This is a genomic window from Neoroseomonas lacus, assembly GCF_014644535.1.
GTDB lineage: Bacteria > Pseudomonadota > Alphaproteobacteria > Acetobacterales > Acetobacteraceae > Neoroseomonas > Neoroseomonas lacus.
This window is the reverse complement of record NZ_BMKW01000019.1, coordinates 33,742-56,573: the sequence shown is the minus strand read 5'-3', so window position 1 is coordinate 56,573 and position 22,832 is coordinate 33,742. Positions and strand designations below refer to the sequence as shown.

Annotated in this window: 18 protein-coding genes and 1 pseudogene; 11 read left to right on the top strand and 8 right to left on the bottom strand. The window is 65.7% G+C overall.

What is annotated here, in order from left to right; translation table 11 throughout:
* Positions 1–43: 43 nt before the first annotated feature.
* The 4 genes from IEY36_RS27425 to IEY36_RS27410 all read right to left on the bottom strand — a co-directional run bounded on the left by IEY36_RS27425 (position 44) and on the right by IEY36_RS27410 (position 3,657).
* Positions 44–880, bottom strand: a complete 837-nt coding sequence (locus IEY36_RS27425) for an alpha/beta fold hydrolase (protein ID WP_188973019.1) — start codon at positions 878–880, stop codon at positions 44–46.
* Between the two features lie 507 nt (positions 881–1,387).
* Positions 1,388–1,828 (bottom strand): hypothetical protein, encoded by a 441-nt coding sequence (locus IEY36_RS27420; protein WP_188972979.1) that lies wholly within the window; start codon positions 1,826–1,828, stop codon positions 1,388–1,390.
* A gap of 40 nt (positions 1,829–1,868) precedes the next feature.
* Positions 1,869–2,285 carry a hypothetical protein gene (locus IEY36_RS27415; RefSeq protein WP_188972978.1) on the bottom strand — a complete coding sequence of 139 codons (417 nt, stop codon included), beginning with the start codon at positions 2,283–2,285 and terminating at the stop codon, positions 1,869–1,871.
* Between the two features lie 160 nt (positions 2,286–2,445).
* Complete coding sequence (locus IEY36_RS27410; protein ID WP_188972976.1) at positions 2,446–3,657, bottom strand: NAD(P)/FAD-dependent oxidoreductase; 1,212 nt, start codon at positions 3,655–3,657, stop codon at positions 2,446–2,448.
* Positions 3,658–4,194: 537 nt separating this feature from the next.
* Between IEY36_RS27410 and IEY36_RS27405 the strand changes: the two genes are divergently transcribed.
* The 11 genes and pseudogenes from IEY36_RS27405 (at position 4,195) to IEY36_RS27355 (ending at position 17,415) form a co-directional block, all read left to right on the top strand.
* On the top strand, positions 4,195–4,941 hold the full coding sequence (locus IEY36_RS27405; protein WP_188972974.1) for an SDR family NAD(P)-dependent oxidoreductase: 747 nt from the start codon (positions 4,195–4,197) through the stop codon (positions 4,939–4,941).
* Positions 4,942–4,973: 32 nt separating this feature from the next.
* Positions 4,974–5,399, top strand: a complete 426-nt coding sequence (locus tag IEY36_RS27400; protein ID WP_188972972.1) for a hypothetical protein — start codon at positions 4,974–4,976, stop codon at positions 5,397–5,399.
* Between the two features lie 231 nt (positions 5,400–5,630).
* The gene (locus tag IEY36_RS27395; RefSeq protein ID WP_229681625.1) at positions 5,631–9,887 is read left to right on the top strand and encodes a PAS domain-containing protein; all 4,257 of its coding nucleotides are present in this window, start codon (positions 5,631–5,633) and stop codon (positions 9,885–9,887) included.
* Positions 9,884–10,528: a response regulator transcription factor gene (locus IEY36_RS27390; protein ID WP_188972968.1), complete on the top strand. Its 645-nt coding sequence runs from the start codon at positions 9,884–9,886 to the stop codon at positions 10,526–10,528. Before IEY36_RS27395 ends, IEY36_RS27390 begins: the two co-directional genes overlap by 4 nt.
* Positions 10,525–10,890 (top strand): response regulator, encoded by a 366-nt coding sequence (locus IEY36_RS27385; protein ID WP_229681620.1) that lies wholly within the window; start codon positions 10,525–10,527, stop codon positions 10,888–10,890. The genes IEY36_RS27390 and IEY36_RS27385 overlap by 4 nt, the downstream gene beginning before the upstream one ends.
* Positions 10,891–10,907: 17 nt before the next feature.
* Complete coding sequence (locus IEY36_RS27380; protein WP_188972966.1) at positions 10,908–11,588, top strand: response regulator transcription factor; 681 nt, start codon at positions 10,908–10,910, stop codon at positions 11,586–11,588.
* Positions 11,589–11,959: 371 nt separating this feature from the next.
* Entirely contained in the window at positions 11,960–12,877 is a 918-nt protein-coding gene (locus IEY36_RS27375) for an MBL fold metallo-hydrolase (RefSeq protein ID WP_188972964.1), read from the top strand.
* A gap of 245 nt (positions 12,878–13,122) precedes the next feature.
* Positions 13,123–13,672 (top strand): annotated as a pseudogene (locus tag IEY36_RS27370) (NADPH-dependent FMN reductase).
* A gap of 269 nt (positions 13,673–13,941) precedes the next feature.
* Entirely contained in the window at positions 13,942–14,913 is a 972-nt protein-coding gene (locus IEY36_RS30870) for a DUF3489 domain-containing protein (RefSeq protein ID WP_229681619.1), read from the top strand.
* On the top strand, positions 14,913–15,632 hold the full coding sequence (locus IEY36_RS27360; protein WP_188972962.1) for a recombinase family protein: 720 nt from the start codon (positions 14,913–14,915) through the stop codon (positions 15,630–15,632). Before IEY36_RS30870 ends, IEY36_RS27360 begins: the two co-directional genes overlap by 1 nt.
* A 235-nt stretch (positions 15,633–15,867) precedes the next feature.
* Positions 15,868–17,415, top strand: coding sequence for a DUF1254 domain-containing protein (locus IEY36_RS27355; protein WP_188972960.1), 1,548 nt, complete (start codon positions 15,868–15,870; stop codon positions 17,413–17,415).
* A 181-nt stretch (positions 17,416–17,596) separates the two neighbouring features.
* Here IEY36_RS27355 and IEY36_RS27350 read toward each other — a convergent pair whose 3' ends face one another.
* The 4 genes from IEY36_RS27350 to IEY36_RS27335 form a co-directional block, all read right to left on the bottom strand.
* A complete protein-coding gene (locus IEY36_RS27350) occupies positions 17,597–18,004 on the bottom strand; it encodes a hypothetical protein (RefSeq protein WP_188972959.1) in 408 nt (135 codons plus the stop codon).
* Complete coding sequence (locus IEY36_RS27345; RefSeq protein ID WP_188972957.1) at positions 18,001–18,351, bottom strand: hypothetical protein; 351 nt, start codon at positions 18,349–18,351, stop codon at positions 18,001–18,003. The genes IEY36_RS27350 and IEY36_RS27345 overlap by 4 nt, the downstream gene beginning before the upstream one ends.
* A 34-nt stretch (positions 18,352–18,385) precedes the next feature.
* Entirely contained in the window at positions 18,386–19,615 is a 1,230-nt protein-coding gene (locus tag IEY36_RS27340) for a site-specific DNA-methyltransferase (RefSeq protein WP_229681618.1), read from the bottom strand.
* A gap of 340 nt (positions 19,616–19,955) precedes the next feature.
* The gene (locus IEY36_RS27335; RefSeq protein ID WP_188972953.1) at positions 19,956–22,829 is read right to left on the bottom strand and encodes a hypothetical protein; all 2,874 of its coding nucleotides are present in this window, start codon (positions 22,827–22,829) and stop codon (positions 19,956–19,958) included.
* Between the last annotated feature and the right edge of the window lie 3 nt (positions 22,830–22,832).

Sequence of the window (22,832 nt, the reverse complement as noted above, 5' to 3'; positions counted from 1 at the left end):
TCAGCGGGTGCGCGCAACGTCGGTCGCCCGCACCCGCCAGCCGTCACCCCCGGATGAAGGCAAGCAGGTCCGGATTGACGATGTTGGCGTGGGTCGTGCACATGCCGTGCGGGAAGCCCGCGTAGACCTTCAACGTGCTGTTCTTGAGAAGCTGAACCGCGCGACGCGCCGAGGCATCGATTGGGACAACCTGGTCGTCTTCGCCGTGCATGACGAGGGCCGGGACGTTGATGCGTCGGAGATCCTCCGAGAAGTCGGTCTCCGAGAAAGCCTTGATCCCGTCGTATTGCGCCTTCGCGCTGCCCATCATGCCCTGCCGCCACCAGTTCTCCACGGCCGCGCGGTTCATCGCCACGCCCGGACGATTGAAGCCGTAGAATGGGCCGGCGGCGACTTCCCAGTAGTACGCTGGGCGGTTCGCCGCGAGGTTCTTCCGGAAGTCGTCGAGCACCGCGATCGGCACACCGTTTGGGTTTGTGGGTGAGCGCACCATCGCGGGCGTGACGGCCCCAATAAGAACCAGCTTGGCGACGCGGCCTTCGGGCTGTCCATGCCTGGCGACATAGCGCGCCGCCTCGCCGCCGCCTGTCGAATGGCCGATATGGACCGCGCTCCGTAGGTTCAGGTGCCGAGTCACAGCAGCGGCATCCGCCGCGTAGTGATCCATGTCATGCCCGTCGCTGACCTGCGACGAACGGCCATGGCCCCGGCGATCATGTGCGATGACGCGGTAGCCGTTCGAGACGAAGAACAGCATCTGATTGTCCCAGTCGTCGGACGACAGGGGCCAGCCGTGATGGAAGACGATCGGTTGGGCATCCTTCGACCCCCAATCCTTGAAGAAAATCTCCACACCGTCGGTGGTGGTGATGGTTTCCATGCTGCTCGTCCTTTCGCTGCGAGGGGTTGTGCCGGAGGCCGGCGTGGTGGCGAGCGCGATGCCCGGCGGGGCTGCCATGCCCGCTGCCAGGCCGCCGGCGCTGGCGAACATCAGGCCACGCCTCTTGGTCCGCTGAGCGTCGAGGTCGTTCATTGAGTTCTCCATTGGTGAATGACGGCGACGAGATCGACGGTGCCCACAAGCTGACTTCCGTCCGATGTGACAGCCGAGGATTCGACAGAGCGGACGCTAGCGAAGCGTCCTGAAGCGATCGATCTGTCGGAGGATGTGGCGCGCCTAGCCGAAGGTTTGGTTCAAGCCAGACGACCGGCGAGGAGGGGGCAAACTTCGAAGAAGCCGCAACGCCACCGTCGAAGCGCTGACGGCCGATTGCACACCACGGGGCCAGTGTAGCCTGGACGCGGGGCGACAGTAGTCTTGGGTAGCGGCGGCGCCGTTCCTGGTAATGGCGACACGACGGGCCTGCCGCAGGCTTTGGCCAAGCAGTCAGATCCGCTGCCGTAGCATCTCGTCCCGGCACGCCTCACTGAAGGCGGCCAGCGGATCGAGTTCTCCGTGATGAGTAATGTTGGAGAAATCGTGCAGCTCCCTGTTTGGCGCGAAGTACGCGGCGCCAATCCGATTGAGGACCCGCTCAGCCTCGTCAACCGTTCGAGGCGATCCAAAGAGCCTCATCGTACTCATCAACGCATACAGATTCACGAGCTTCGCAGGATCTTCGAGCTCATTCTCGAACGCGTCGACGAAAAGCCGGGATGCCTCCCGGATGAAGTCTCCGTAGAGCGCCTCTCTTCGCGAGCGGTCGAGCGCACGCTGGGCCGCACGGGTCTGCGTAGCCTGGTTCAGCCAGCTCGTCGTGATCGATGCCAGTGCGCCTATCGCAGACCCAGCCAACGCCGCCATCGCGGAGACGTAAGCCCCATCCATCGGCAACCTCCTTTTCGCTCGCATTCCGACTGATCGTCGATCACTGCCCGGCCGTCTGCCGGGAGTGAATCGGATGGACGCCATGACATGCGGGCGTCGGATCCGCCTCGTCGATGCTCACGAGGCGCGAGCGGCTGAAGGCCCAGAGCGCAAGCAGGGTGCTACCAATCAGGGGAGCGAGGCCTTCGAGGACTGAAGTGGCAGCACCAATGCTCGCGGCCTCAATCCCGAGGAGCGTTGCCGCCCCGGTCCAAAGCCGAGGAAGCATGCTGGGCCTGGTCAATCCCGCCGCGAATGCGGAGGCGATAGCGATATGCACGACTGCCCCGTCGCGCATCACGTCCGGATGGCGTCGAGGATCCAGCACATCGGGCGGCGCAGGCATGCCCAGCAGCATGAGGAATGCGGGCGCCAACAGGAGCCCGATGTTCAGTCCTGCCATCAGGAGGATCGCCATGGCAGTGGCAGGGCTCCCTACGGCACGCCTCAGGGCACGCATGCCCCGACGGTGCATGGCGGATCGACGGGCCACTCCATGCGCCTCCTTTGAATCCAGGCTTCGCTTTGGCTTCCCCTCGCCCCGGCAACTGCGAAGCGGCCGAGGAGAAGACCCGGAACTACAGGTCGGTGACGCGCTCGGGGTCGGCCGAAGCGAGCGCGGCAACCCGATCGGCGCGAGGTGGGTAGATCCAAACCGTGTTGATCTCCTGCTTCATCTTCTTGGCCTCCGCACCCACGAACTCGACCGTGCGGTCCCAGCCACGGGTGAACACCGCCCCTGCCGCACCGAGATCAAGGCAGGTCACGTAGGCTTCCTGGTGGTATGTCATGAGTGGCACGCCCAGCAGGTCGGCCGCGGCGTTGTTGCCGGCGAAAGCGCCCATCCGCGTGGCGTGCTGGCAGGACATAAGGGCGAAGTTGCCCTTGTCGTCACACGCGGCCTTCGCGGCGTCGCCGGTCGCAAAGACGCCGGGCACCCCGATGACTCGCAGCTGCCGATCCACAGCCAGACGGCCGAGATTGTCGCGTTCGCCTGGAATCCGAGCCGTCAGAGGCGCGGCGCGCATGCCTGCCGCCCAGATCACGGTCGCACTCGGTATGCGGGATCCATCCGAGAGCGTGATGCCTTGCTTCTCCAGCGACGCCACGCCCACACCGAGCCGCGTCTCGATCCTCAGCTGCTGCAGCGCATCGGTGATGATCGGTCGAGGGCCGGGCCCCATGTCGGGTGCGACCGAAGAGTTCCGATCGACGATCACGACGCGCAAGGCAGCGCCGGCGCCAAGGGCAGCACGCATGCGCGCCGGCAACTCGGTCGCCACCTCGATCCCCGTGAAACCGCCCCCGACGACGACGGCGGTGTTGCGCACCTCCGATTGCGGTTCGTTCGCCAGCGCCTGGAGATGCCGCTCGAGCGCGACCGCTTCCTCCACGGTGTCGATGCTGTGGCCATATTCCGGCAGGCCAGGCACAGGCGGGCGGAACAACTCGCTGCCGATTGCGATGACCAGGCGATCATACGTCAGCACACTGGTCGCGCGTCCCGACTGGGCGACCTCAATGGTGCGTGCGACAGAGTCCACATCGACGACCCGGCCCTGGACGTATTCGACCTCGATCGCGTCGAGCAGCTGGCCGAGCGGTGCCGTCAGCGTCTCGGGATGTGGCTCGTACATGCGCGGCCGCACCAGGAGTGTCGGCTCCGGAGACACCAGGGAGATCCGCAGTTGCCCCGGCGAGACGCCCTGCGCATCGCGCAGGCGCGCTGCCGAGAGTGCCGCGTACATCCCCGCGAAGCCAGCTCCGATGATGATGATCCGCTGCTGCATGACACTGCCTTCCATCCGTTGTGGCTGACCCTCGGCAGTCAGTCGAACGTGCGAACAGACTGCATGTGGCCTGAGACGGAGAATTGTGGGATCCAACGTCCGCCAGATACTGGTCGGCCGGATACATTGGCCTGGCCATTCGGCTGACGAACCTGGGCCGAGGGCCAGGGTCCGCTCCGATTCAGGCCGCTTGCCGGCAGCCAGGCCGCTGGTGATGCGGGGACTCCGAGCACTCGGGTTGCCGTACCGCGGGATAACGCTCGACCGCGGCTGGAGGTCATCATCTCAGGGTGGGATGCGGCCTAGACCTTCGCGCAATGCCGCGACTGGTGCCCGGAGAGCCACCTGAGCACCGAGAACCGGCGGCCCGCTTCGGCCCCGACCGGCAGGAGCGAGGTCCGCGATGACACCCTTCAGAGCCATATCCCGCAGTCCGCGACCGACGACCTGAGGGCTCGTCTCGGGAGTAGCCCGTAGGCGGCCGCAGCAACATTCCGGGCCAGGGCGTCCGGCGTTTGAACAGATGGAGTTCCCGGCATGAAGCTCATTGACAAGGTCGCCGTGATCACAGGCGCCAACAGCGGCATAGGCCTCGCCACGGCCCGCGCGTTCGTGGCCGAAGGTGCGAAGGTCCTGCTGGTCGGCAGGCGCGCGGACGCCGTTGCCGCCGCGGCGGATGAACTGGGTCCGCAGGCCGTTGCGGTCGCCGGCGACGTCGCAGAGCTCGCGACGCATGATCGTGTCGCCGCCGTGGTGCGCGACCGCTTCGGCGAGGCCGACATCTATCTCGCCAATGCCGGGGTCAACCAGATCCAGGCCACGCTGGACGTCTCGCCCTCGGACTACGACGCACAGTTCATGACCAACGCCCGCGGCACGTTCTTTGGCGTGCAGCGCATCATCCCGCTTCTGCGGAACGGTGGCGCGATCCTCGTGACGAGCTCCATCGCGGCGCGGAAGGTGCTCCAGGATCACGCGGTCTATGCCGGAAGCAAGGCTGCAATCGAGGCCTTCGCACGCAACTGGGCCCTTGAACTCAAGGACCGGCGGATCCGTGTGAACGTTCTCAGCCCGGGACCAACGAACACCCCGATCATCGCCAAGCTCGGTGTCGCATCGGAAGACCTGCCGGCCTTCGAGGCAGAGGTCGCGAAGTCGATGCCGTTCGGCCGCCTGGGCGAGGCCGAGGATCTGGCTCGGGCGGCCGTCTTCCTCGCCTCCGCTGACAGCACCTTCGTGACCGGCATCAATCTCGCCGTCGATGGCGGGATCAGCCTCGCCTGAAATTCCTAGCACCGGAAGACAAGGAGATCGAGATGCAGCCTCGACATGATCCCGAGATCGACACCTTTATCGAGAGGGTCGTCGACTTCGGCAGCCACTACGATATCGCGAAGATGGAGACTCTGTATTCGGCCGACCAATCCATCCTCTTCGTCAGCGGCGAAGGTCACGTCCGGCGCGTCCCTCGCAAGGCGATGCTGGCGGAGTTCGCGGCCCGGCGTGCCGGAGGCGATGCACCCCCGTCCACCGAGCCTCGTGTGTTGCACATAGAGCAGCAGGGCGAGCACGCGACGGCGCTCCTCTATCGCAGGATGAGCCCCATCGCACCGGCGGCGCTCTACGAGCTCCGACTGCGCAAGGAGAAGCATGGCTGGCAGGTGGAGGGCGAGACGGTCCTGGCCTTCCCGCGCGCCGAGGACGCCGCTGACTTCCTGCCCAGCCGCAAGCCGTCCAACTGATCCTCGGCTCGGAGGTGCGTCGGGCGCCGGCACCGCGCATGTCCGGGCCGACAGGACGTCAGATCGTCATCCAGTCACACGCGCCGGCAAGCAATGGATTTCCATAGGGTGTCGCCCCCCTGCCTACCGCCTTACGCTTGCATCGACTGAACTCTGCGCGCCAGAAGGAGATCTCGTGTGCTGCCACGGTTGCGGGCCTATGGAACGCGACCCCAGGAGGAGAGCGTGGCGATGCGGTCCTTCGGAACCGACACTGTCGACGAGGAGCCCGCCCGGGCGGCCAAGGTGCTTGAGGCTGTGCTCGGCAACGCGTGGGCAACGGACGCCAATGGCCGACTGGTCTATCTCTCGGAAAGCAAGCGGTCCCTATGGGGCATTTCCGGGGAGGACCTGAACGGCGGCGCCGGCGATCTTGCGATCCGATGGAAGCCCCTGGTGCATCCTGACGACTATGAGGCCACCGTCGCGACCTGGCGGCACAGCCTGCTCACCAGCAGTCCCTATGACGCGACCCCCCGCGTGCTGGCTCCGGACGGAAGCTACAGGCGGGAGCGCCTGTCGGGCCGGCCGCTTCGCGGTGCTCAGGACTGTGTTGTCGGTTGGTACGGGGCATTGGTGGTCCCCGAAGCTCAAGACGCTTGGCCGCTCGACGGCGAAGCGGAACTCCGTCAGCTCGTCGACATGCTCCCGAGCCATGTGTGGCGCCTCTCGCCGACCGGGGAGCCCATTTTCTTCAACAAGCGCATGGCGAGCTATCTGGGGCGCGAAGTCGCTCGTGGATCATCAGGCGGCCTTGAGGAGCTGGTCCAATCGGTCCACGTCGAGGATGCCGCGGCCTTCCGCGACACGCTCCGCGTCTGCCTGGCCACGGGCGAGCCCTTCTCGTCGCGCTACAGACTCCGCCGGGCCGATGGTGCCTACCGTTGGATGTCGAGCCGAGCCGAGCCGCTCCGCAGCCCGGACGGCGCCATCCAGCAATGGTGCGGCGTTTGTCATGACATTGACGAATACGTCCAGGCGGAACAGGCCCTCCAGTCCCGCGAACAGGAGCTCAAGAGGCTCGTCGACACCGTGCCGGCCATGATTTGGTGCGTCACGCCGGAGGGCGAGCCCTCGTACATCAATAAGCGGCTGGCCGACACTCTGGGGATTACCCTAGCCGACCTCACCGGGCCCGACGGCTCCCGCACGCTGGCAGATGTCCATCCGGAGGATGCGGCGGCCGTCGCGGCCGCGCTCGAACACGCCATAGAATCCGGCGAACCCTTCACCATGACATACCGCCAGCGACGTGCTGACGGTGGATATCGATGGACGGAGGGGCGCTCGGAGCCTCTCCGCAGTGAAGGCGGCGCCATCCTGCATTGGTACGGCGTGTGTATGGACGTCCATGATCGCGTGGTCACCCGAGAAGCGTTGCTGGATAGCGAGCGGCAGCTCCGCCACCTCGTCGACGCCGTTCCAAGTCTGACCTGGTGCCTCTCCCCTGACGGCCAGCCATCCTACTACAGCGAGCAGCTGGTCAACTGGATGGGCGTGAGCGTCGAGGATCTCGATACGACCCGCGGCAGCCGCCTGGACTACGCGTCCGCGATGCTCATCCATCCGGACGATCGGGCTGCAGTCTATGATGAGTTGACGCGCTGCGTGGGCACGGGTGATCCATTCCTGAAGCGATACCGCCTACGCCGCCATGACGGCGTGTTCCGCTGGATGGAGGGACGCGCGCAACCACTGCGCAATGCCGGGGGCGACATCGTCCATTGGTACGGCGTCTCGATCGACATCGACGACCTCATGCGCACGCAGGAGGTTCTGCGGGGGCGTGAGCAGGAACTTTCGCAGCTTGTCGACATGGTCCCAAGCCAAATCTGGCGGATGAAGCCAAATGGGGAGCCGATTTTCTTCAACAAGCGCATGGTCGACTTCCTCGGTATGGACGGGGACGATCCGTCCCCGCCGCACCAGAACCCGCTGCAGGCAATCGTCGGATCCATCCATCCCGACGACGCCGCTCAGTTCGAGGAAACTCTCCACCGCAGTCTCACCACTGGCGAACCCTTCGCCATGCAGTGTCGCCTACGCTCGGCCCGCGGTGTCTACCGTTGGATGTCGTGCCGCGCCGAGCCGCTGCGGGACGACCGCGGGGGCATCACGCAGTGGGTCGGACTGAACCACGACATCGACGAGCAGATGCGCCTCTACGCCGGCATCGCAGAACGGGAGGCCCGAATCCGGCGACTGGTGGACTCGGACATCATTGGTATCGTCATCTGGGATCTGGATGGGACCTTGATCGACGCCAACGACGCGTTTCTTCGCATGGTCCAGATGGATCGGGACGATGTGAAGGCCGGCATTCACTGGTTCGACATGACGCCCCCCGAGTGGCAGGCAGTGCACGCCCATGAGGAGGCCGAAGAGCTCTCGGCCACGGGAAAGATGCAGCCGCGTGAGAAGGAGTATTTCCGGAAGGACGGTAGCCGTGTGCCCGTGCTGATCGGTGCCGCATGCTTCGAGGGGAAGTCCCAGCAGGGGGTCGCCTACATTCTCGACCTTACGGAACGCAAGCGTGCGGAAGCCACTCTGCGCAATCGGGAGCGTGAACTCTCCCAACTCGTGGACATGGTGCCGAGCTATCTGTGGAGGATCACACCCGAGGGCATGCCGGTCTTCTTCAACAAGCGGCTCGTCGACTACCTCGGATTGGACGTCTCGGATGTCGAGCGGCCCGACAAGAGCCGTCTCGTCGCCATCACCGAGGCCATCATACATCCGGACGATGCCGTCGCCGTAGCAATGGCATTCGAGCACTCCTTGACCACTGGCGAACACCTTTCCATGCAGTGGCGCATGCGCCGCGCGGATGGCGCCTATCGTTGGATGTCCGCCAGTGCAGAGGCGATGCGGGATGAGGATGGGCGCATCCTCCAATGGTACGGCATGTGCTACGACATAGACGACCAGATGCTGGCCGAAGACGCCCTGCGACAGAGCAAGCGCCAGCTCGAGCAAATGATCGACACGCTGCCGATCAACATCCTGAGCTTTGACCCGGCTCGGAAGCTGACCTACGCCAGCAAGCGGTATCTCAACACCGCGGGGCTCCCAAGCGAGCACATCCGGGACTTCGAGGATCTCGCTCGAGAGGTCTCTCACCCGGACGATTTCCCGGTCATGTTTCGTCGGGCGACCGTGGGATTCGCGACAGGCGAGCCGTTCACCAATCGATTTCGTCGCAAATGTGTCGATGGCATCTATCGATGGATTGAGGCACGCGCGCAGTCCCTGCGCGATGCCGCGGGCGAAATCGTGCAGTGGTACATCGTCTCCATCGACATCGAGGAGGAGATGCAGGCGCAGGAGGCCCTGCGAGAGCGGGAAGCGTTCCTGTGGCAGCTCGTCGAGACGCTGCCGGCCATGATTGACTGCGCGGCACCCGACGGCGGACCGGTGTACCGCAGCCAGCAGCTCCGGGAGTTCCTGGGTTACCAACTCGAGGACCTTCAGGAATCGGGCGGCTCACGTCTTGGGCAGACCTTGGACTCCGGCGTCCACCCGGACGACCTGGCTGCCGTGAAGAAGCACTACGGCGAGTGCCTGCTCTCGGGTGAGCCCTACGCACGCCGGCACCGTCTACGGCGTCACGACGGCGAGTATCGCTGGATCGAAACCCGCGCCGCGCCAATGCGCAAGACCGACGGGACCATCATCCAGTGGAACGTCATCTGCCTCGACATCGACGCCGAGGTGCGAGCGCAGGACGATCTCCGCCTGGCGTTGGAGCGGTTATCCCGTGCCAGTCAGGCGGCCAGCCTCGCCGAGCTGTCCGCGTCCATCGCGCACGAGGTGAACCAACCCTTGGCGGCGGTGGTTTGGAACTCGCAGGCCTGCCAGCGCTGGCTCGCAGCAAACCCCCCGAACCTGGACCGAGCCCAGACCACGGTCGAGCGGATCATCAAATGCGCCAACGCCGCTGCTGATGTCGTGAGTCGGATTCGGGCCCTGTTCCAGCAAGCCATCGTACCTCGGCAGCAAGGCTCCATCGGCCAGCTTATAGCCGATGCGATTCGGCTGCTTGCCGATCGGACGTCGCAGACCCGCGTCGAGGTTGAGACCGCCATCCCCGCACACCTTCCGCCTGTTCCTTTCGATTTCGTCCAGATACAGCAGGTGGTGGTCAATCTCGTCTGCAATGCGATCGAGGCGATGGAGGGCCATACGGCCGATCCTCACCTCGGCATCCGCGCCGATAGCGACGGTGAATTCCTGCGCATCGAGATCAGCGACAACGGACCAGGCATCCTGCATCCCGAGAAGATCTTCGACGCCTTCTTCTCAACAAAGCAAAGCGGAATGGGAATGGGCCTTGCGATCTGTCGGTCGATTGTCGAGTCCCATGGCGGACGCCTGTCGGTCGAACAGAATGACGCCGGAGGAGCGACCTTCGCCTTCACCTTGCCGATCAGGGATATCGAGACGGCATGATTTTACCGACGCCCATCGTTCTGATCGTGGATGACGACCCGAATGTTCGGGACGCCTTGAGCGAACTGCTGGAATCGCACGGCATGCGAGTTGCTGCCTATGCTTCGGCAGGGGAGTACGCTGCGGCGGGCAGGCCCGATGGACCTGCGTGCCTGCTCCTCGATGTAGAGCTTCCGGACATCAACGGGTTGGACCTGCAGGCACAGCTGGCGGGCGCCGTTCATCCACCGATCGTGTTCATCACGGGCCACGGCGACATCCCCTCGTCGGTGCGAGCGATCAAGCACGGCGCCGTGGACTTCTTGACCAAGCCCTTCGGCGACGCGGAGCTGATGGCGGCGGTCGAGGCTGCCGTGGTCCAGGACACGCACGCACGCGCTGAGCGCGGTGACCTCGAACAGCTCAAGGCGCGCTACGGATCGCTGACGCCACGCGAGCGCGACGTCCTGCCCCTGATCGTGAGTGGGTTGCTGAACAAGCAGGCCGCGGCGCAGCTCGACCTCAGCGAGGTGACGCTTCAGGTCCACCGCCGGAACGTGCTGCGGAAGATGGGCGCTGCGTCGCTGGCCGACCTGGTGAGGATTGCCGAGAAACTGAAGATTCCCGTTACGCATTCGCGTCGCGGAGAGAGGGAACCGTGAGCACCCCCACGCGTACGATCGCTATCGTCGACGACGACATCCAGCTTCTGGAGTCTCTTGAGAACCTCCTGGAGTCTGCGGGCTACGCGGTTCGGACATTCTCCTCGCCCAGGGCACTACTGCGGGCGGGCCTGTCCCATGTCGATTGCCTGATCACGGACATCGGGATGCCCGAGATGGATGGCCTCCAACTGCGTGACGCCGTCGGGAAGGCACGTCCGGGGCTCCCGGTTCTCCTGATGACCGGCCGGCACGAGATCGCCGATCAGCCAGGCAGGGCAGCCCTGGCGCCCGCCCTATTCCGCAAACCCATTGACGGCCGGTTGCTGCTTGCCGCGGTGGAAAGGACCTTCGCCGACTAAACCTGGGAGAGGTGACCATGTTCCAGCAACCATTGAACCAGACGCGGAAACCGAGGGATACGACCGTCCCCGAGGACCCTGTCGTACTGGTGGTGGATGACGACGCCTTGGTTCGTGACGGGTTGAGCGAACTCATCATGTCGATCGGACTGCGCGCAGTCTGCTTCGCCTCGACACAGGAGTTGTTGGCTTCAGGCGATCTGGACCGGCCGGGCTGCCTCATCCTCGACGTACGATTGCCTGGCTCGAGCGGGCTAGACCTCCAGCATCGCCTGACTTCTAGCGGCAACGAGAAGCCGATCATATTCCTGACCGGTCACGGGGATATCCCGATGACAGTCCAGGCGATGAAGGCGGGGGCGGTCGATTTCCTGATCAAGCCGGTTCGCGATCAGGCACTCCTCGATGCCATCACCGTGGGGATGGAACGCGACCGCTCGCAGCGGGAGACGGCTGAGATCGCGAAGCGCAACGGCGAACGCATCGAGCTTCTGACGCCACGGGAGCTTGGCGTTCTCGCGGAGGTCGTTCGCGGCCGCCTCAACAAGCAGATCGCCTACGATTTGAGTATCAGCGAGGCGACAGTGAAGCTCCATCGGAGCAACGCCATGCGGAAGCTGGAAGTCAGCACGGTCGGGGCACTCCTCCGGGTGTGGGAGACCCTGCCGGAGCGCCAGCGGGCAGCATTGGCACGCTAGCCCACCCCAGCTATCGCCCTCGACGAATGGCTTTGCGTGTTCGGACGCTGCAGCATCGGCCCTGCCGGACGCGGCCCATCGTTTGACCTTGCCCGCATCGGCCGTGCAGGCTTGAAGGCCAGGCCACGCACGTTATCGGCCGGGCGTCACGCAGGTCCAACCTCGCCCGTTGCATTCCGACCGGGGGTGATGTCCGATTGGGCCTTCGCCTAAGCCTGAGAGCATCGCGGCCAGTTCGGGCCGGCTCCGCGGATTGCACGGCCTAGACGCAGGTCGGGCGCAAACTCTCCCTCCGTCCAATCGACCGGGAGCCTGCCTCCACCGTAGCGTCGGCCATGCCTCGAGCAGGCTGAAGTCCACAGGAGACAGACATGAACCTAGCCATCATCAATCAGGCCGGCAACCATCGCCCTGAGGAGCTGGTCCCCTCGCGTTACGCGGTGCGGATCGGCGCGATCGACGTCCTGATCATCAGCGATGGGGTGCTGCCCCTGCCGACCCAGATGCTGGGACATAATGCCGACCCGGTTGTGCGGGCGGCCTGGGTGAAGGACCGCTTTCTGCCGCCGGACGCGTTCGACTGGTCACTGAATCAGGTCCTGGTCCGCAGCGGCAAGCAGACCGTTCTCATCGACGCGGGTCTCGGGATGGATCCGAACCTGAACCTTCCACGCGCTGGCCAGCTCCTCAAGCGATTGGACGGTGCCGGCATCGACCTCGGCGCCGTCACGGATATCGTTCTCACCCACATGCACATGGACCATGTCGGCGGCTTGATCGTCCCGGGGGTGCAAGAGCGACTGCGTCCGGATCTGCGCATCCATGTCGCGGCCGCGGAGGTCAAGTTCTGGGAATCGCCGGATTTCACGCGTGTCGCCATGCCCGAGGGCTTCCCGGACGCACTTCGGGCCGCCGCCAAGCGGTTCGCTGAGATGTATAGCAGCAACCTTCGGCTCTTCGACGCGGAGAAGGAGGTGGCGCCAGGCGTCATCGCGCAACGCACCGGGGGCCACACGCCGGGGCATTGCATTGTCCGCATCGTGTCCGGTGGCGACCGGCTGACTTTTGCCGGTGACGCCATCTTCGCGGTCGGGTTCGAGCACCCCGACTGGTTCAACGGCTTCGAGCATGATCCGGAGGAGGCGGCTCGCGCCCGGGTCCGCCTGTTGAAGGAACTCGCGGAGACAGGCGAGCTTCTGGTGGCCACCCACATGCCATTCCCCTCGGTCGGCCATGTTGCCGTCGACGGTGACGCCTTCCGGTTCGAGCCCACCTTCTGGGACTTCTGACCTGCCGAACTTCGGATGACGAGATCGGACTGCGAGGCCCGGCTTCGCGTCCGGCGCGTTGGTGACCCTGCCTGTCTTCGTTCTCCCGTCCAGACTTTGACGGGCTCCGCCCCCGAGGAACGACGACGTCTCCCGAGGCAGGGTCACCATCCTCAAAGCATCGGCCGCAGTTCAGTGCCGACATTCTTTGGCAGAACTGACAGGCCGTTCAAACACCCACCCCGAAAAAGCATTGGAATACCACCATGGCCAAGTATCGTATCGCCGTCCTTGTGGGCAGCTTGCGGAAGAAGTCCTTCAACGCGAGGCTCGCCGACTCTCTGGCGAGCCTCGCTCCGCCTGACATCCGTCTCGCTCGCGTCCAGATCTCCGATCTGCCGCCCTATAGCGAGGATGACGACGGCAACCCTGCTCCGGCGGTGGTCCGCCTGCGGAAGGAAGTCGCCGCGGCACAGGGGGTCGTCTTCGTCACGCCAGAGTACAATCGATCCTTACCGGGAGTGCTGAAGAACGCGATCGACCTAGGCTCACGGCCGTATGGGCAGAGTGTGGGCGCGCAAGCCTGCGGGGGTCCTCGGAGTCTCCCTGGGAGCGCCCGGTACCTCCATGGCGCAGCAACATCTGCGCAATGTGCTCGCCTTTCTCGACATGCCGACGCTCGCCCAGCCTGAGATCTTCCTACAGTTCGAGGACGGACTTTTCGATGCCTCCGGCGGCATTGGTGAGGCCAGCAGAAGCTTCCTGCAGACCTGGATGGACCGCTACTCGTCATTCGTAAGGACAAATGCCGCATAATCCCGGTCCGACAAGTCGGACCTTCAGGCCGTCTATGGCGGCCCTCCGCGACGGGCGTGCCAAGCACCCGGACTAAGTGGTTCCAGAACCTGCACGTAGGACCGTGGGCTGATCCGATCGACTACGGCCCTTGCCGCTTGGCTTCGCGCCGCTTCGGAGCGAATGGTTGTAGGGGCGATGCAGAACGCCGCGCTGCCCCGCTGAGGCTCAAACCGCGGGGCTCGGGCTGGTAGCACCCGGATCATCGGGTGCAACACCGGAGCCCAACGATGACGAAGCTTTCCGAGACCCAGCGTGTGATCCTCAGCAAGGCGAGCCAGCGTGATGACCGGCTGGCGGTCCCGCCCGAGCGCTTGCCGGCCGCTGCGCGACAGACTGTGGCGAAGGCCCTGATCAAGCGAGGACTGGTCAGCGACGAGCATGCCAGCGCCATGGACGCTCGCAATGCCTGGCAGATCGAGGGTCGGACGCGGCTGCTGCACATCACCGACGAGGGCCTGCGCGCCATCGGCATCGAGCCGGAGCCGGCCAACGCGGTGGACGAGGCGGAACTCGGCGGGCTGACGCCGGCTGAGTACGAAGAGGAGCAGACACTGGCCCAGGCCGCCCTCGACGCAGGAATAGAGCTGAGCGCCGAGGCCGCAGACGTGGAGCATCAGTCGACAGCAGGGCACACCGATCTGAAGCCCGACGCGGCCCTGCTCCTCGGAGCGGGCCTGGGAGACTCACTGGCGGCGTTTGCTCTGGCCCCGCCGCTCACCAGCGCCGAGGCCGCAGAGCGCCATCAGCGCCCGTCCGTGAGTCAGCACGGGGCTATCGGCCGCGTGGCCGCCCTGCACATGGCCGCGGCGACGGTCCTGGCAGCCTGGGACGCACCGGAGCGCGACGGGCTAGACGATGCCCTGGCAGCCCTGCGTGAGGTCCTGGCAGTCATCCCGCGGCCCGCGCGTGCCCCTCGCCCGCCGCGCGACGCTGCCGCCCCGCGCCCATCCCGCACCGGCACCAAGCAGGAGGCCGTCCTCACCCTGCTGCGCCGTGACGAAGGCGCGACCATCACCCAGGTCATGGACGCGACCGGCTGGCAGCAGCACACCGTCCGCGGCTTCCTAGCCGGCCTCAAGCGCCTCGGCATCGCCGTCGAGGTGCTGGAGCGCGTCCGCCAGGTCGGGCCGAACAAGCAGGGCGCGAAGGGTTCCTATTCGATCTACCGGATCGTGGCCGCTCCGGTGGAGGCCGGCTGATGCGCCTCCGGGCACAGGCGCCCCGTCTCGCGGTCGGGCTCACCCGGGTCTCGACCGCCGAGCAAGGGCAGAGCGGGCTGGGCCTGGAGGCCCAGCTGGCCAGCATCCGGGCCTTTGCTGCCGCGCAGGGCTGGACCTTGGTGGCGGAGTATTCCGACGTCGCGTCTGGAAAGGACGACAAACGACCTGGTTTTCAGGCGGCATTGGCTCGCTGTCGGCAACTCGACGCCGTGCTAGTCGCAGCGCGGCTCGATCGCATCACCCGCCGCGCCCACACCCTGTCGCAGCTGCTGGAGGACGGCATCTCGATCCGCGCAGCCGACATGCCCGGCGCCGATGACCTGATGCTGCGGATCTATGCGGCCATGGCGCAGAAGGAGCGCGAGTTGATCAGCGAGCGGACCAAATCTGCGCTGGCGGCCGCCAAGGCGCGAGGGAAGGTCCTCGGCGGTGACAGGGGCTACCGGCCACCAGCAGGCCCCAACGCGACGGCAGCGGCCCAGACGCGACGCGAGGGCGCTCAACGTGCCGCGCATCGGCTGTCGCTTGAACTGGAGCGCCTGCGGCTCCTAGGGGTCCAAGGCCATGCCGCCCGCGCTCGGGCGCTCAACGATCAGGGTGTCCCCACCCCGCGCGGCACCGGCGCGTGGACGCACACGACTGTCGCGAGGATCCTGGAGCGGATGGCTCAGGCGGCTGTTGCCGCGGGCGGATCGTGAAGAGCCGATAAGGGCGGGAACGGGAGCTTTCGCGTTGGTAGCATCCCCCGACGTGGGAGAGATACGCAAAGGGCGATCCTACCCGACTCGCCGCTTCCGGGCCTTCTCCGCTCGCCTCTGACCGGCCCGTGCGAAGCGATTCGCCTGCTAGCCTGACCCGGGTTGACCTGCGTCAACGACGAGGCCGACGTTTGCCGATACGCTTTTCTACTCGATCGACCGTGGGGAGCGCATTATGACCACCAGACGCGAGCTTGCCGCGCTTGTCGCCGCCGCCGCCGCTCTTCGAGGAGCATTCGGGCCCGGCGCGGTGCTGGCGCAGCCCCTCACCGGCACACCGGCCCCGCCGGTGTCCCGCTACACCACGCCGATGCCGTCCGGTGTCGTAATGCCCGCCACGGCCGAGACCGGTTTCGGCCGTCTGAACTTCTTCGACGGCGTGCCGGATGCCGACAGCACGCGCCTCATCTACGACAATCTCGATCGGCAGCGCGCCCTCCAGGCTTACCTGCTCGCCCTGCCTGCCGTGAATCAGGCGGCAAACCGGGACGCCATCCTCAGCGTCGGCCCGATCAACCTGACGGTGCCGATCTGGGAACGGCTGGTGGACAGCCGTACGGTCGAGCTGACCGCCAACAACAACACGCCCTACACTTGGTTCTGGGCAGACCTTCGGAATGGCCCGCTTGTCGTCGAGGTGCCGCCGGGCGTTCTCGGCCTGATCAACGACATGTTCTATTCCTGGGTCGCCGATGTCGGTATCACCGGCGCTGATCGCGGCCGTGGGGGCAAGTACCTCCTGGTGCCGCCGGGGCACTCTGGCCGCCTGCCGCAGCAGGGCTACACCATCGTGCGCCCGAAGACCTTTCAGAACTGGTTCGCGTGGCGCAGCTTCCCCGTCAACGGCGACTTCCGCCCCGCTGTGGATGCGGTGAAGCGCCTCACCAAGATCTATTCGCTGACCCGCGCCGCGAGCCCCCCGCGCCTGACCTTCGTGGACATGTCCGAGCGGCCCTTCAACATGGTCGGCCCGTCCGATTTCCGCTTTTGGGAGATGCTGAACGACGTGGTCCAGGTGGAACCGAGCAACGCCTCCGACCCGGTCACGCTCGGCTTCTTCGCCTCCATCGGCATCCAGAAGGGCAAGCCCTTCCAGCCCGACGCCCGCATGCGCCGCATCCTGACGGAAGCAGCGGTGTCCGGTGATGCGACCGCCCGCGCGCTGGCCTATCGGGCACGCGATCCGGAGGCGCGCATCTTCAACGACCGGCGCTGGCGCTTCGCGTTCCAGGGCGGCTACCAGTTCCTGCATCAACCCGGTGTCGCCAACCTCGACGCGCGCGCGTTCTTCTTCTTCCTGGCGACCGGCGTGACGCCAGCGATGGACACGCAGATCGTTGGCGAGGGCTCGACCTATCCCTGGACGGCCGAGGATGCGCAGGGCAACGCCCTGGACGGCGGCAAAATCTATCGCCTGCACCTGCCCGGCCCGGTGCCGGTGCGGACCTTCTGGTCCACCATTGTCTACGACACCCAGACCCGGTCCATGCTGCAGACCGACAACCGCTTCCCCTCGGTCAGCAGCCAGAATCCGGGCCTGCAGGTGAACCCCGACCGCTCGGTGGATGTTTGGTTCGGCCCGACCGCGCCGGCGGGGAAGGACAGCAACTGGGTGCAGACCATCCCGGGCAAGTCGTGGTTCATGATCCTCAGGCTCTACGGCCCGCTGCAGCCCTGGTTCGACAAGAGCTGGAAGCCCGGCGACATCGAACTCCAGGGCTGAAGCGGGCGCGGCGGCGGGCAAATGCTACGGGCGGCGCCGTTGGGCCGAAGCCGTCGCTGAGGGTATGCCCGCATAGGGTCGAGAGCGGACCATCTTGTGCTGACAGGTCGTGATCGCCTCCCCTGTTCACCACCGACCAACGGTCGTTGCTCGGTGTTGAACAGATGCGATTGGCGGCTGGTCAGAGGGCAGTGCCACGGATGAGGCGCTGGTACTGGCGCGACGCCTCCACCGGATCGTCCGTGGTGATCGTCAGTTCCGCGATCGCGATCGGCCCGTCGTCCTTGCCCGTCACCTCAAGCTGCTGCTTCTCCTGCCAACCACCGCGCGCCTTCATCCAGAATATCGCCGCCGCGACGTTGTTCTGCTTCGTCGCCATGGTGAACAGCGCCCGCGCCACCTTGCTGATCGCCTCGACCTCCGCCTGGTCGAGATCATCGCCCAAGCTCGCCTTCAGCGTCGTCTCATCCGTGCGCAGATAGACCGCGATCTGTCGGCGTGACACGCCCAGCCCAGCCATCGCCCGTGCCGTCCGCTGCTGCTCCTCCGAGAACGGCGGAATGGGATCGGGGGCTGGCTCGGCTATCATTGACCTTCCACCCCCGGCGTCCCTTCGATGATCCGATTGTAGGCCCGCCGCGGCGACTCTCCCTGGCGGATGATCGCCTCAAGCTCCGCGTCGGTCAGCGATGCGTGAGGCGTCACCTCGGGCCGGATCTCGATCTTCTCCCGCCAGCCCGCCCTGGCCTTCATCCAGAATATCGCAGCCGCGACGTTCTTGCCCTGCGTCGCCATCTGAAACAGCGACTGCGCGACCTTGGCATTGGCCTCCGTCATCCCTCGGTCGAGCTCCTCTCGGAAATGCTTGCGCAATGTCTTGGTGTCGATGCCGATGAACGGCGCGATGTCCGTGTGCGGAATGCCGAACCCCGCCATGGTCTTCACCGTGCGGCGCTGATCCGGCGTGGGTTCAAACCGACGCATGGGACGCCTCCCCGAGGCTGCTGGGGGCGTCGCCAGCCGGTCCGGGGCCGAGGCCGCTGAACGAGGCTCCGTCGCGCTCCCTGACCGCGTCCAGCCCCGTGAACGCCTCCCAGCGGGCCACCGCCACGTCGACATAAGCGGGCGAGAGTTCGATGGCGTGGCAGGACCGCCCCATCGTCTCCGCCGCGATCAGGGTGGTGCCGGAACCCGAGAACGGCTCGTACACCGCCTGGCCGGGCGAGGAGTTGTTCTCGATCGGCCGGCGCATGCATTCGACTGGCTTCTGCGTGCCATGGGGGGTCTCGGCATCCTCGCTGCGGCCGGCGATCTGCCACAGCGTCGTCTGCTTGCGATCGCCCGACCAATGGCCCTGGCCGCGCACCGCATACCAGGCGGGTTCGTGCTGCCAGTGGTAGTGGCCGCGGCCGAGGACCAGGCGGTCCTTCGCCCAGATGATCTGCGCGCGGATGTCGAAACCGCAGGCGGTGAGGCTCTCCGCCACGGTGGTGGCGTGCAGGGCGCCGTGCCAGACATAGGCGACGTCGCCGGGAAACAGCGCCCAGGCCTCCCGCCAATCGGCGCGGTCGTCGTTCTCGACCTTGCCGGTGCGCCGCGTGGTGCTGACGCCGGCGCGGTTGCGCCATTCGGGGTCATAGGCGACGCCGTAGGGCGGATCAGTGACCATCAGGTGGGGGCGGACGCCGCCCAGCACCGCGGCGACGACGGCGGGGTCGGTGCAGTCCCCGCAGGCGAGGCGGTGACGACCCAGCAGCCAGATGTCGCCCGGCCGACTGACGGGCGTCTCCGGCAGGGCGGGAATGTCGTCGGGATCGGTGAGGCCGGTGGTGGGACCGGCGAGAAACCCGGCGATCTCGTCCTCGTCGAAGCCGGTCAGGCCGAGGTCAAAGCCGAGATCCTGCAACTCGGTCAGTTCCAGCCGCAGCAGGTCGGCGTCCCAGCCGGCGTTCAGAGCCAGTTTGTTGTCGGCGAGGACATAGGCGCGGCGTTGGGCGGGCGTGAGATGCGCCAGCTCGATCACCGGCACCTCGGCGAGGCCGAGCTTGCGCGCGGCCATCACGCGCCCGTGGCCGGCGATGATGCCGTTGGCGCCGTCAGTCAGCACCGGGTTGGTGAAACCGAACTCGCGGATGGAGGCGGCGATCTGCGCGACCTGGGCGTCGGAGTGAGTCCGCGCGTTGCAGGCATAGGGCAACAAGTCAGACGTTCTGACTGTCTTGTAGGCCGGGAAGTCTCTCGGCTGAGGAGCGGGCGGCGGCATTGTGACCTCCGATAATGACGATGACGGTGTCCAGGTGTTGTCATGCCATCAGCGTGGCGGCGCCCGCGCCCGGGAGGAGACCCAGCGACGGTTCAGGGGGTTAAGGGGGTTATTTGGGTTTCTGGCGGCCCTCCCCATAAAACTGTCAACACACACACGCAGGCATGTTCGGGAAGAGATAACATCTGACAGTTTCCCCGCGTCGACTGAAAGAAACCCAAATAACCACCTTAACCACCTAACAGGACGCGGTAATTCGGATGGGGAGCTGGCGCGGTCACGCATCACGGCGACCCTCCGGCTTGATCGCGCTCAGACACCACGTGGCCACGCCACCAGTGTCCGAACCGCGTTCCAAGCGCCAGCGCCCGATAACACGGCCATTAAGTCCGGCGATCCACCGGCCGAGACTTCGACTATTGATGGCACCGGCCGCGCCGGCAACCGTCAGCAGAGCTTCCCGGAAATCAGGCCGAATGAACTCAGGTTTCGCATAGAGCGAAGCAATTGGTGTTTGCTGCTCCGACGCGAACTCGATGATCTGGCGCACAGTGACTGTCCGGTCGGCAAATACGCCCCACCACTGCGTCAGCACCGCGGTGATGGATTCCAAGCGAGGATCATCAGCGCGAATGGACTCCATGCTGGCGACCGGATCGGCCTGGCCAAGCCAGATCAGCGCGCCGCGCACCCAGTCGCTCCAGACGACGAAGGAGCCCAGCGGATCCACCTGACGCGGTCGGCCTGCGACATGGAACGCGCGCAGTACCGTCAACGCCGCCACGAGGTATGGCGCGCGGCTGGCAAGCAGCGTCGCCACCGGGTCGCTGCTAAACCGCCGCAGTTCGGGCCGCTCACAGTTCGGGTCCAGCCGGCATAGAACGGCGCGGCGGGTCATGTCTCCGATCAGCGTGAGGTTATTACCAGTGGCGGTCACCAACGCGCAGGTGGACAGCTCGGGCATTTCGGAGCGGCCGAGGATCCGCATTCTCAGGCTTGTCTGCGTCAGCATCTGGCAGACCATTTGTCCGCCAAGCGGGGCTTCGCAGTTGTCGATAGCGACAACCCGTTCACCTGCCAGAAGCAAAGCACCAAGACGTTTTTCGAGTTCCTCCTCGTTTCGACCCTGGGCTATGACGGCCGCTTCCTGACCGGTGGAAATCAGGGTCGCGATATCGACCAGTTTGGACTTGCCGGACCCTGCCACCGGGGCGTCGAAGGCGTGCAGCGGCGCGGTGGGAAGGCTCCAGCGAATTACCGCGGTCAATATCGCCGACAGCGCTACGGCCCGGTCCGTTCCGCTCACGAAGGGGAAGTCGTCAATCAGGCCGTTCAGACAACTTAGGGCGATCCGCGCGTCGTCCTGGGTCGGGTATTCCGGAACCATCGGTATTGGCAGCCGGCGTGGCTCAAGCAGCAAGCCCGTAGCAGCATCGTAGCCCGGAGCGGCGAGAATCGTACCGTCGGGGCGAAGAGTGGGCGAATTCAGGATCCCCGCGAGGACTGGCAGGCGCCAGCGCCCTACACGTTGAAGATAGGTGGTCGCCACAGCCAGCGGTGCGTCTATGTTGACCCATTCCTCGCTGCGCCCGTCGAACCGAAGCCAGATGGCAGCCCCCGTCATGGCCTCGCCAATTGCGCGATCGCCCTGCGGGATGATTTGCCGTCGCCCCGCCTGAGCCGCGGATCCGCCGTTGACGCGGACGAGGCCCGTACGAACGATGAATGCGCCGCGCTGATAGAGGCCGAGATCCGCTTGGAGCAGCGCCTGCTCGGCTTGGTCGACGACCCAGGGCAATTGGCCCGCGATGTGACGAATGGTCGGCCTGGTTGGTCTCGCCTCGCACAGGAAGCTCAGGTCGGTCAGATCAGCGATGCTGAGCCAGCGCTGCTCCAGCATCTGCTTGAGGAACAATAGGTGATCTCGGCCATCACAGTGGCTGTGCCGGCAGTGGTGAACGAACCAGCCCTTGTCGGACTGGCTGGCATTCATCACGAAGGTCGCCTGATCGTCGTCGACAGTGGTGTGGGCGCCGGCGTTGACGCACCGGAGATGGTGCTTGCCGTCCACCGACTTGCCGATGAAGGCGTCGGGCTTGCGGGCCTGGAGCGCTGTGACGATTTCGAAGCGGCGAGCGTTGTCTCTGGCCCATGAGCGCAGATCAACGATCTCGCCCGTTTCAGGGTCGGTGAAGGAGATCGGATCCGGCTGCTCCTGCTGGCCCCGGCGGCGTGATCGGCGGCCCGCGCCATCCTCGCTAAGCGTTGAGCTCTCCGTGCCTGCGCGCCTTCGGGCCTTTGGCGCCGGGGGCAGGGCGAAGAGATCGCATGGCGATCCTTCGAGAACGGCAGTCTCGGCCGGCGGCCCGTCAACGGGCCGACGCGGCAGGTAGAACAACCGCGAGGTGTCCGTGCAGGATTGGTCGTGCCGCAGGTTCAGCGCGCACGCCAGCGCCTCGATGCGTTCCTTCCAGGCGGCATTGGCAACAGCCTGGCTATCGTAGCTCTCAGCCCGCCAAGGTCGCTCCAGCGGTATGGCGATGCGAAACTTCGGGCAGGGCTGGTGCTGGAAGGTGACCTGATCGGATGTCTCGGAAGCGACGGTGGCGCCGTCGGCAACGGCCGGCAGGTAGCCCTTATCGGCGATGAGGTAGGCCTCGGCAGCACCATCGGGATAATCGTGACCGGCGCGGAACTTGTCCCAATTGCCCCGCTTAATGGTGGTGGTGCTGGCGAGATGGCTGTGGGTGGAACTGATGATCGCTGACCAACCGCGTGCGGCAATGGCGGTCTCGATATCCTCCAGCGTCGCGCCGGTGTCGCTGTCCAGGAAGGCGACATCGATTTGGTCGGCATCGGATTTGTGGCGGCGCGTGCCCCGGAAGACGGCGGGGACGATGCAGGTGCCGACCTTTGCTCCCACCGAGTGCTTAGTCAGCAGCGCGAACAACTCGTCCCATGTCAGCCGCTGAACGTCGGTCCACGCCGTATTCTGGTTGTGCAGGCCGAAAGTGAAGCCGTGCCGGGGCGGCGCCTCGGGCGTGGGTGGCGGTGCGATGTCATCGCGCAGCCCGATCCCGTCACCGTTAGATGGCGAGAAATCTGGGGCGTTTGATACGCCTGACGCTGGGGGAAGCGACGTCGTGTCCATGCC

What these genes read in the sequence shown, in the direction of transcription:
- IEY36_RS27415 (WP_188972978.1), bottom strand. Translation starts at nt 2,285, where the DNA reads ATGGCGATCCTCCTGATGGCAGGACTGAACATCGGGCTCCTGTTGGCG.
- IEY36_RS27345 (WP_188972957.1), bottom strand. Translation starts at nt 18,351, where the DNA reads ATGGCGGGGTTCGGCATTCCGCACACGGACATCGCGCCGTTCATCGGC.
- IEY36_RS27395 (WP_229681625.1), top strand. Translation starts at nt 5,631, where the DNA reads ATGCGGTCCTTCGGAACCGACACTGTCGACGAGGAGCCCGCCCGGGCG.
- IEY36_RS27425 (WP_188973019.1), bottom strand. Translation starts at nt 880, where the DNA reads ATGGAAACCATCACCACCACCGACGGTGTGGAGATTTTCTTCAAGGAT.
- IEY36_RS27390 (WP_188972968.1), top strand. Translation starts at nt 9,884, where the DNA reads ATGATTTTACCGACGCCCATCGTTCTGATCGTGGATGACGACCCGAAT.
- IEY36_RS27400 (WP_188972972.1), top strand. Translation starts at nt 4,974, where the DNA reads ATGCAGCCTCGACATGATCCCGAGATCGACACCTTTATCGAGAGGGTC.
- IEY36_RS27335 (WP_188972953.1), bottom strand. Translation starts at nt 22,829, where the DNA reads ATGGACACGACGTCGCTTCCCCCAGCGTCAGGCGTATCAAACGCCCCA.
- IEY36_RS27355 (WP_188972960.1), top strand. Translation starts at nt 15,868, where the DNA reads ATGACCACCAGACGCGAGCTTGCCGCGCTTGTCGCCGCCGCCGCCGCT.
- IEY36_RS27380 (WP_188972966.1), top strand. Translation starts at nt 10,908, where the DNA reads ATGTTCCAGCAACCATTGAACCAGACGCGGAAACCGAGGGATACGACC.
- IEY36_RS27405 (WP_188972974.1), top strand. Translation starts at nt 4,195, where the DNA reads ATGAAGCTCATTGACAAGGTCGCCGTGATCACAGGCGCCAACAGCGGC.
- IEY36_RS30870 (WP_229681619.1), top strand. Translation starts at nt 13,942, where the DNA reads ATGACGAAGCTTTCCGAGACCCAGCGTGTGATCCTCAGCAAGGCGAGC.
- IEY36_RS27420 (WP_188972979.1), bottom strand. Translation starts at nt 1,828, where the DNA reads ATGGATGGGGCTTACGTCTCCGCGATGGCGGCGTTGGCTGGGTCTGCG.
- IEY36_RS27410 (WP_188972976.1), bottom strand. Translation starts at nt 3,657, where the DNA reads ATGCAGCAGCGGATCATCATCATCGGAGCTGGCTTCGCGGGGATGTAC.
- IEY36_RS27360 (WP_188972962.1), top strand. Translation starts at nt 14,913, where the DNA reads ATGCGCCTCCGGGCACAGGCGCCCCGTCTCGCGGTCGGGCTCACCCGG.
- IEY36_RS27350 (WP_188972959.1), bottom strand. Translation starts at nt 18,004, where the DNA reads ATGATAGCCGAGCCAGCCCCCGATCCCATTCCGCCGTTCTCGGAGGAG.
- IEY36_RS27375 (WP_188972964.1), top strand. Translation starts at nt 11,960, where the DNA reads ATGAACCTAGCCATCATCAATCAGGCCGGCAACCATCGCCCTGAGGAG.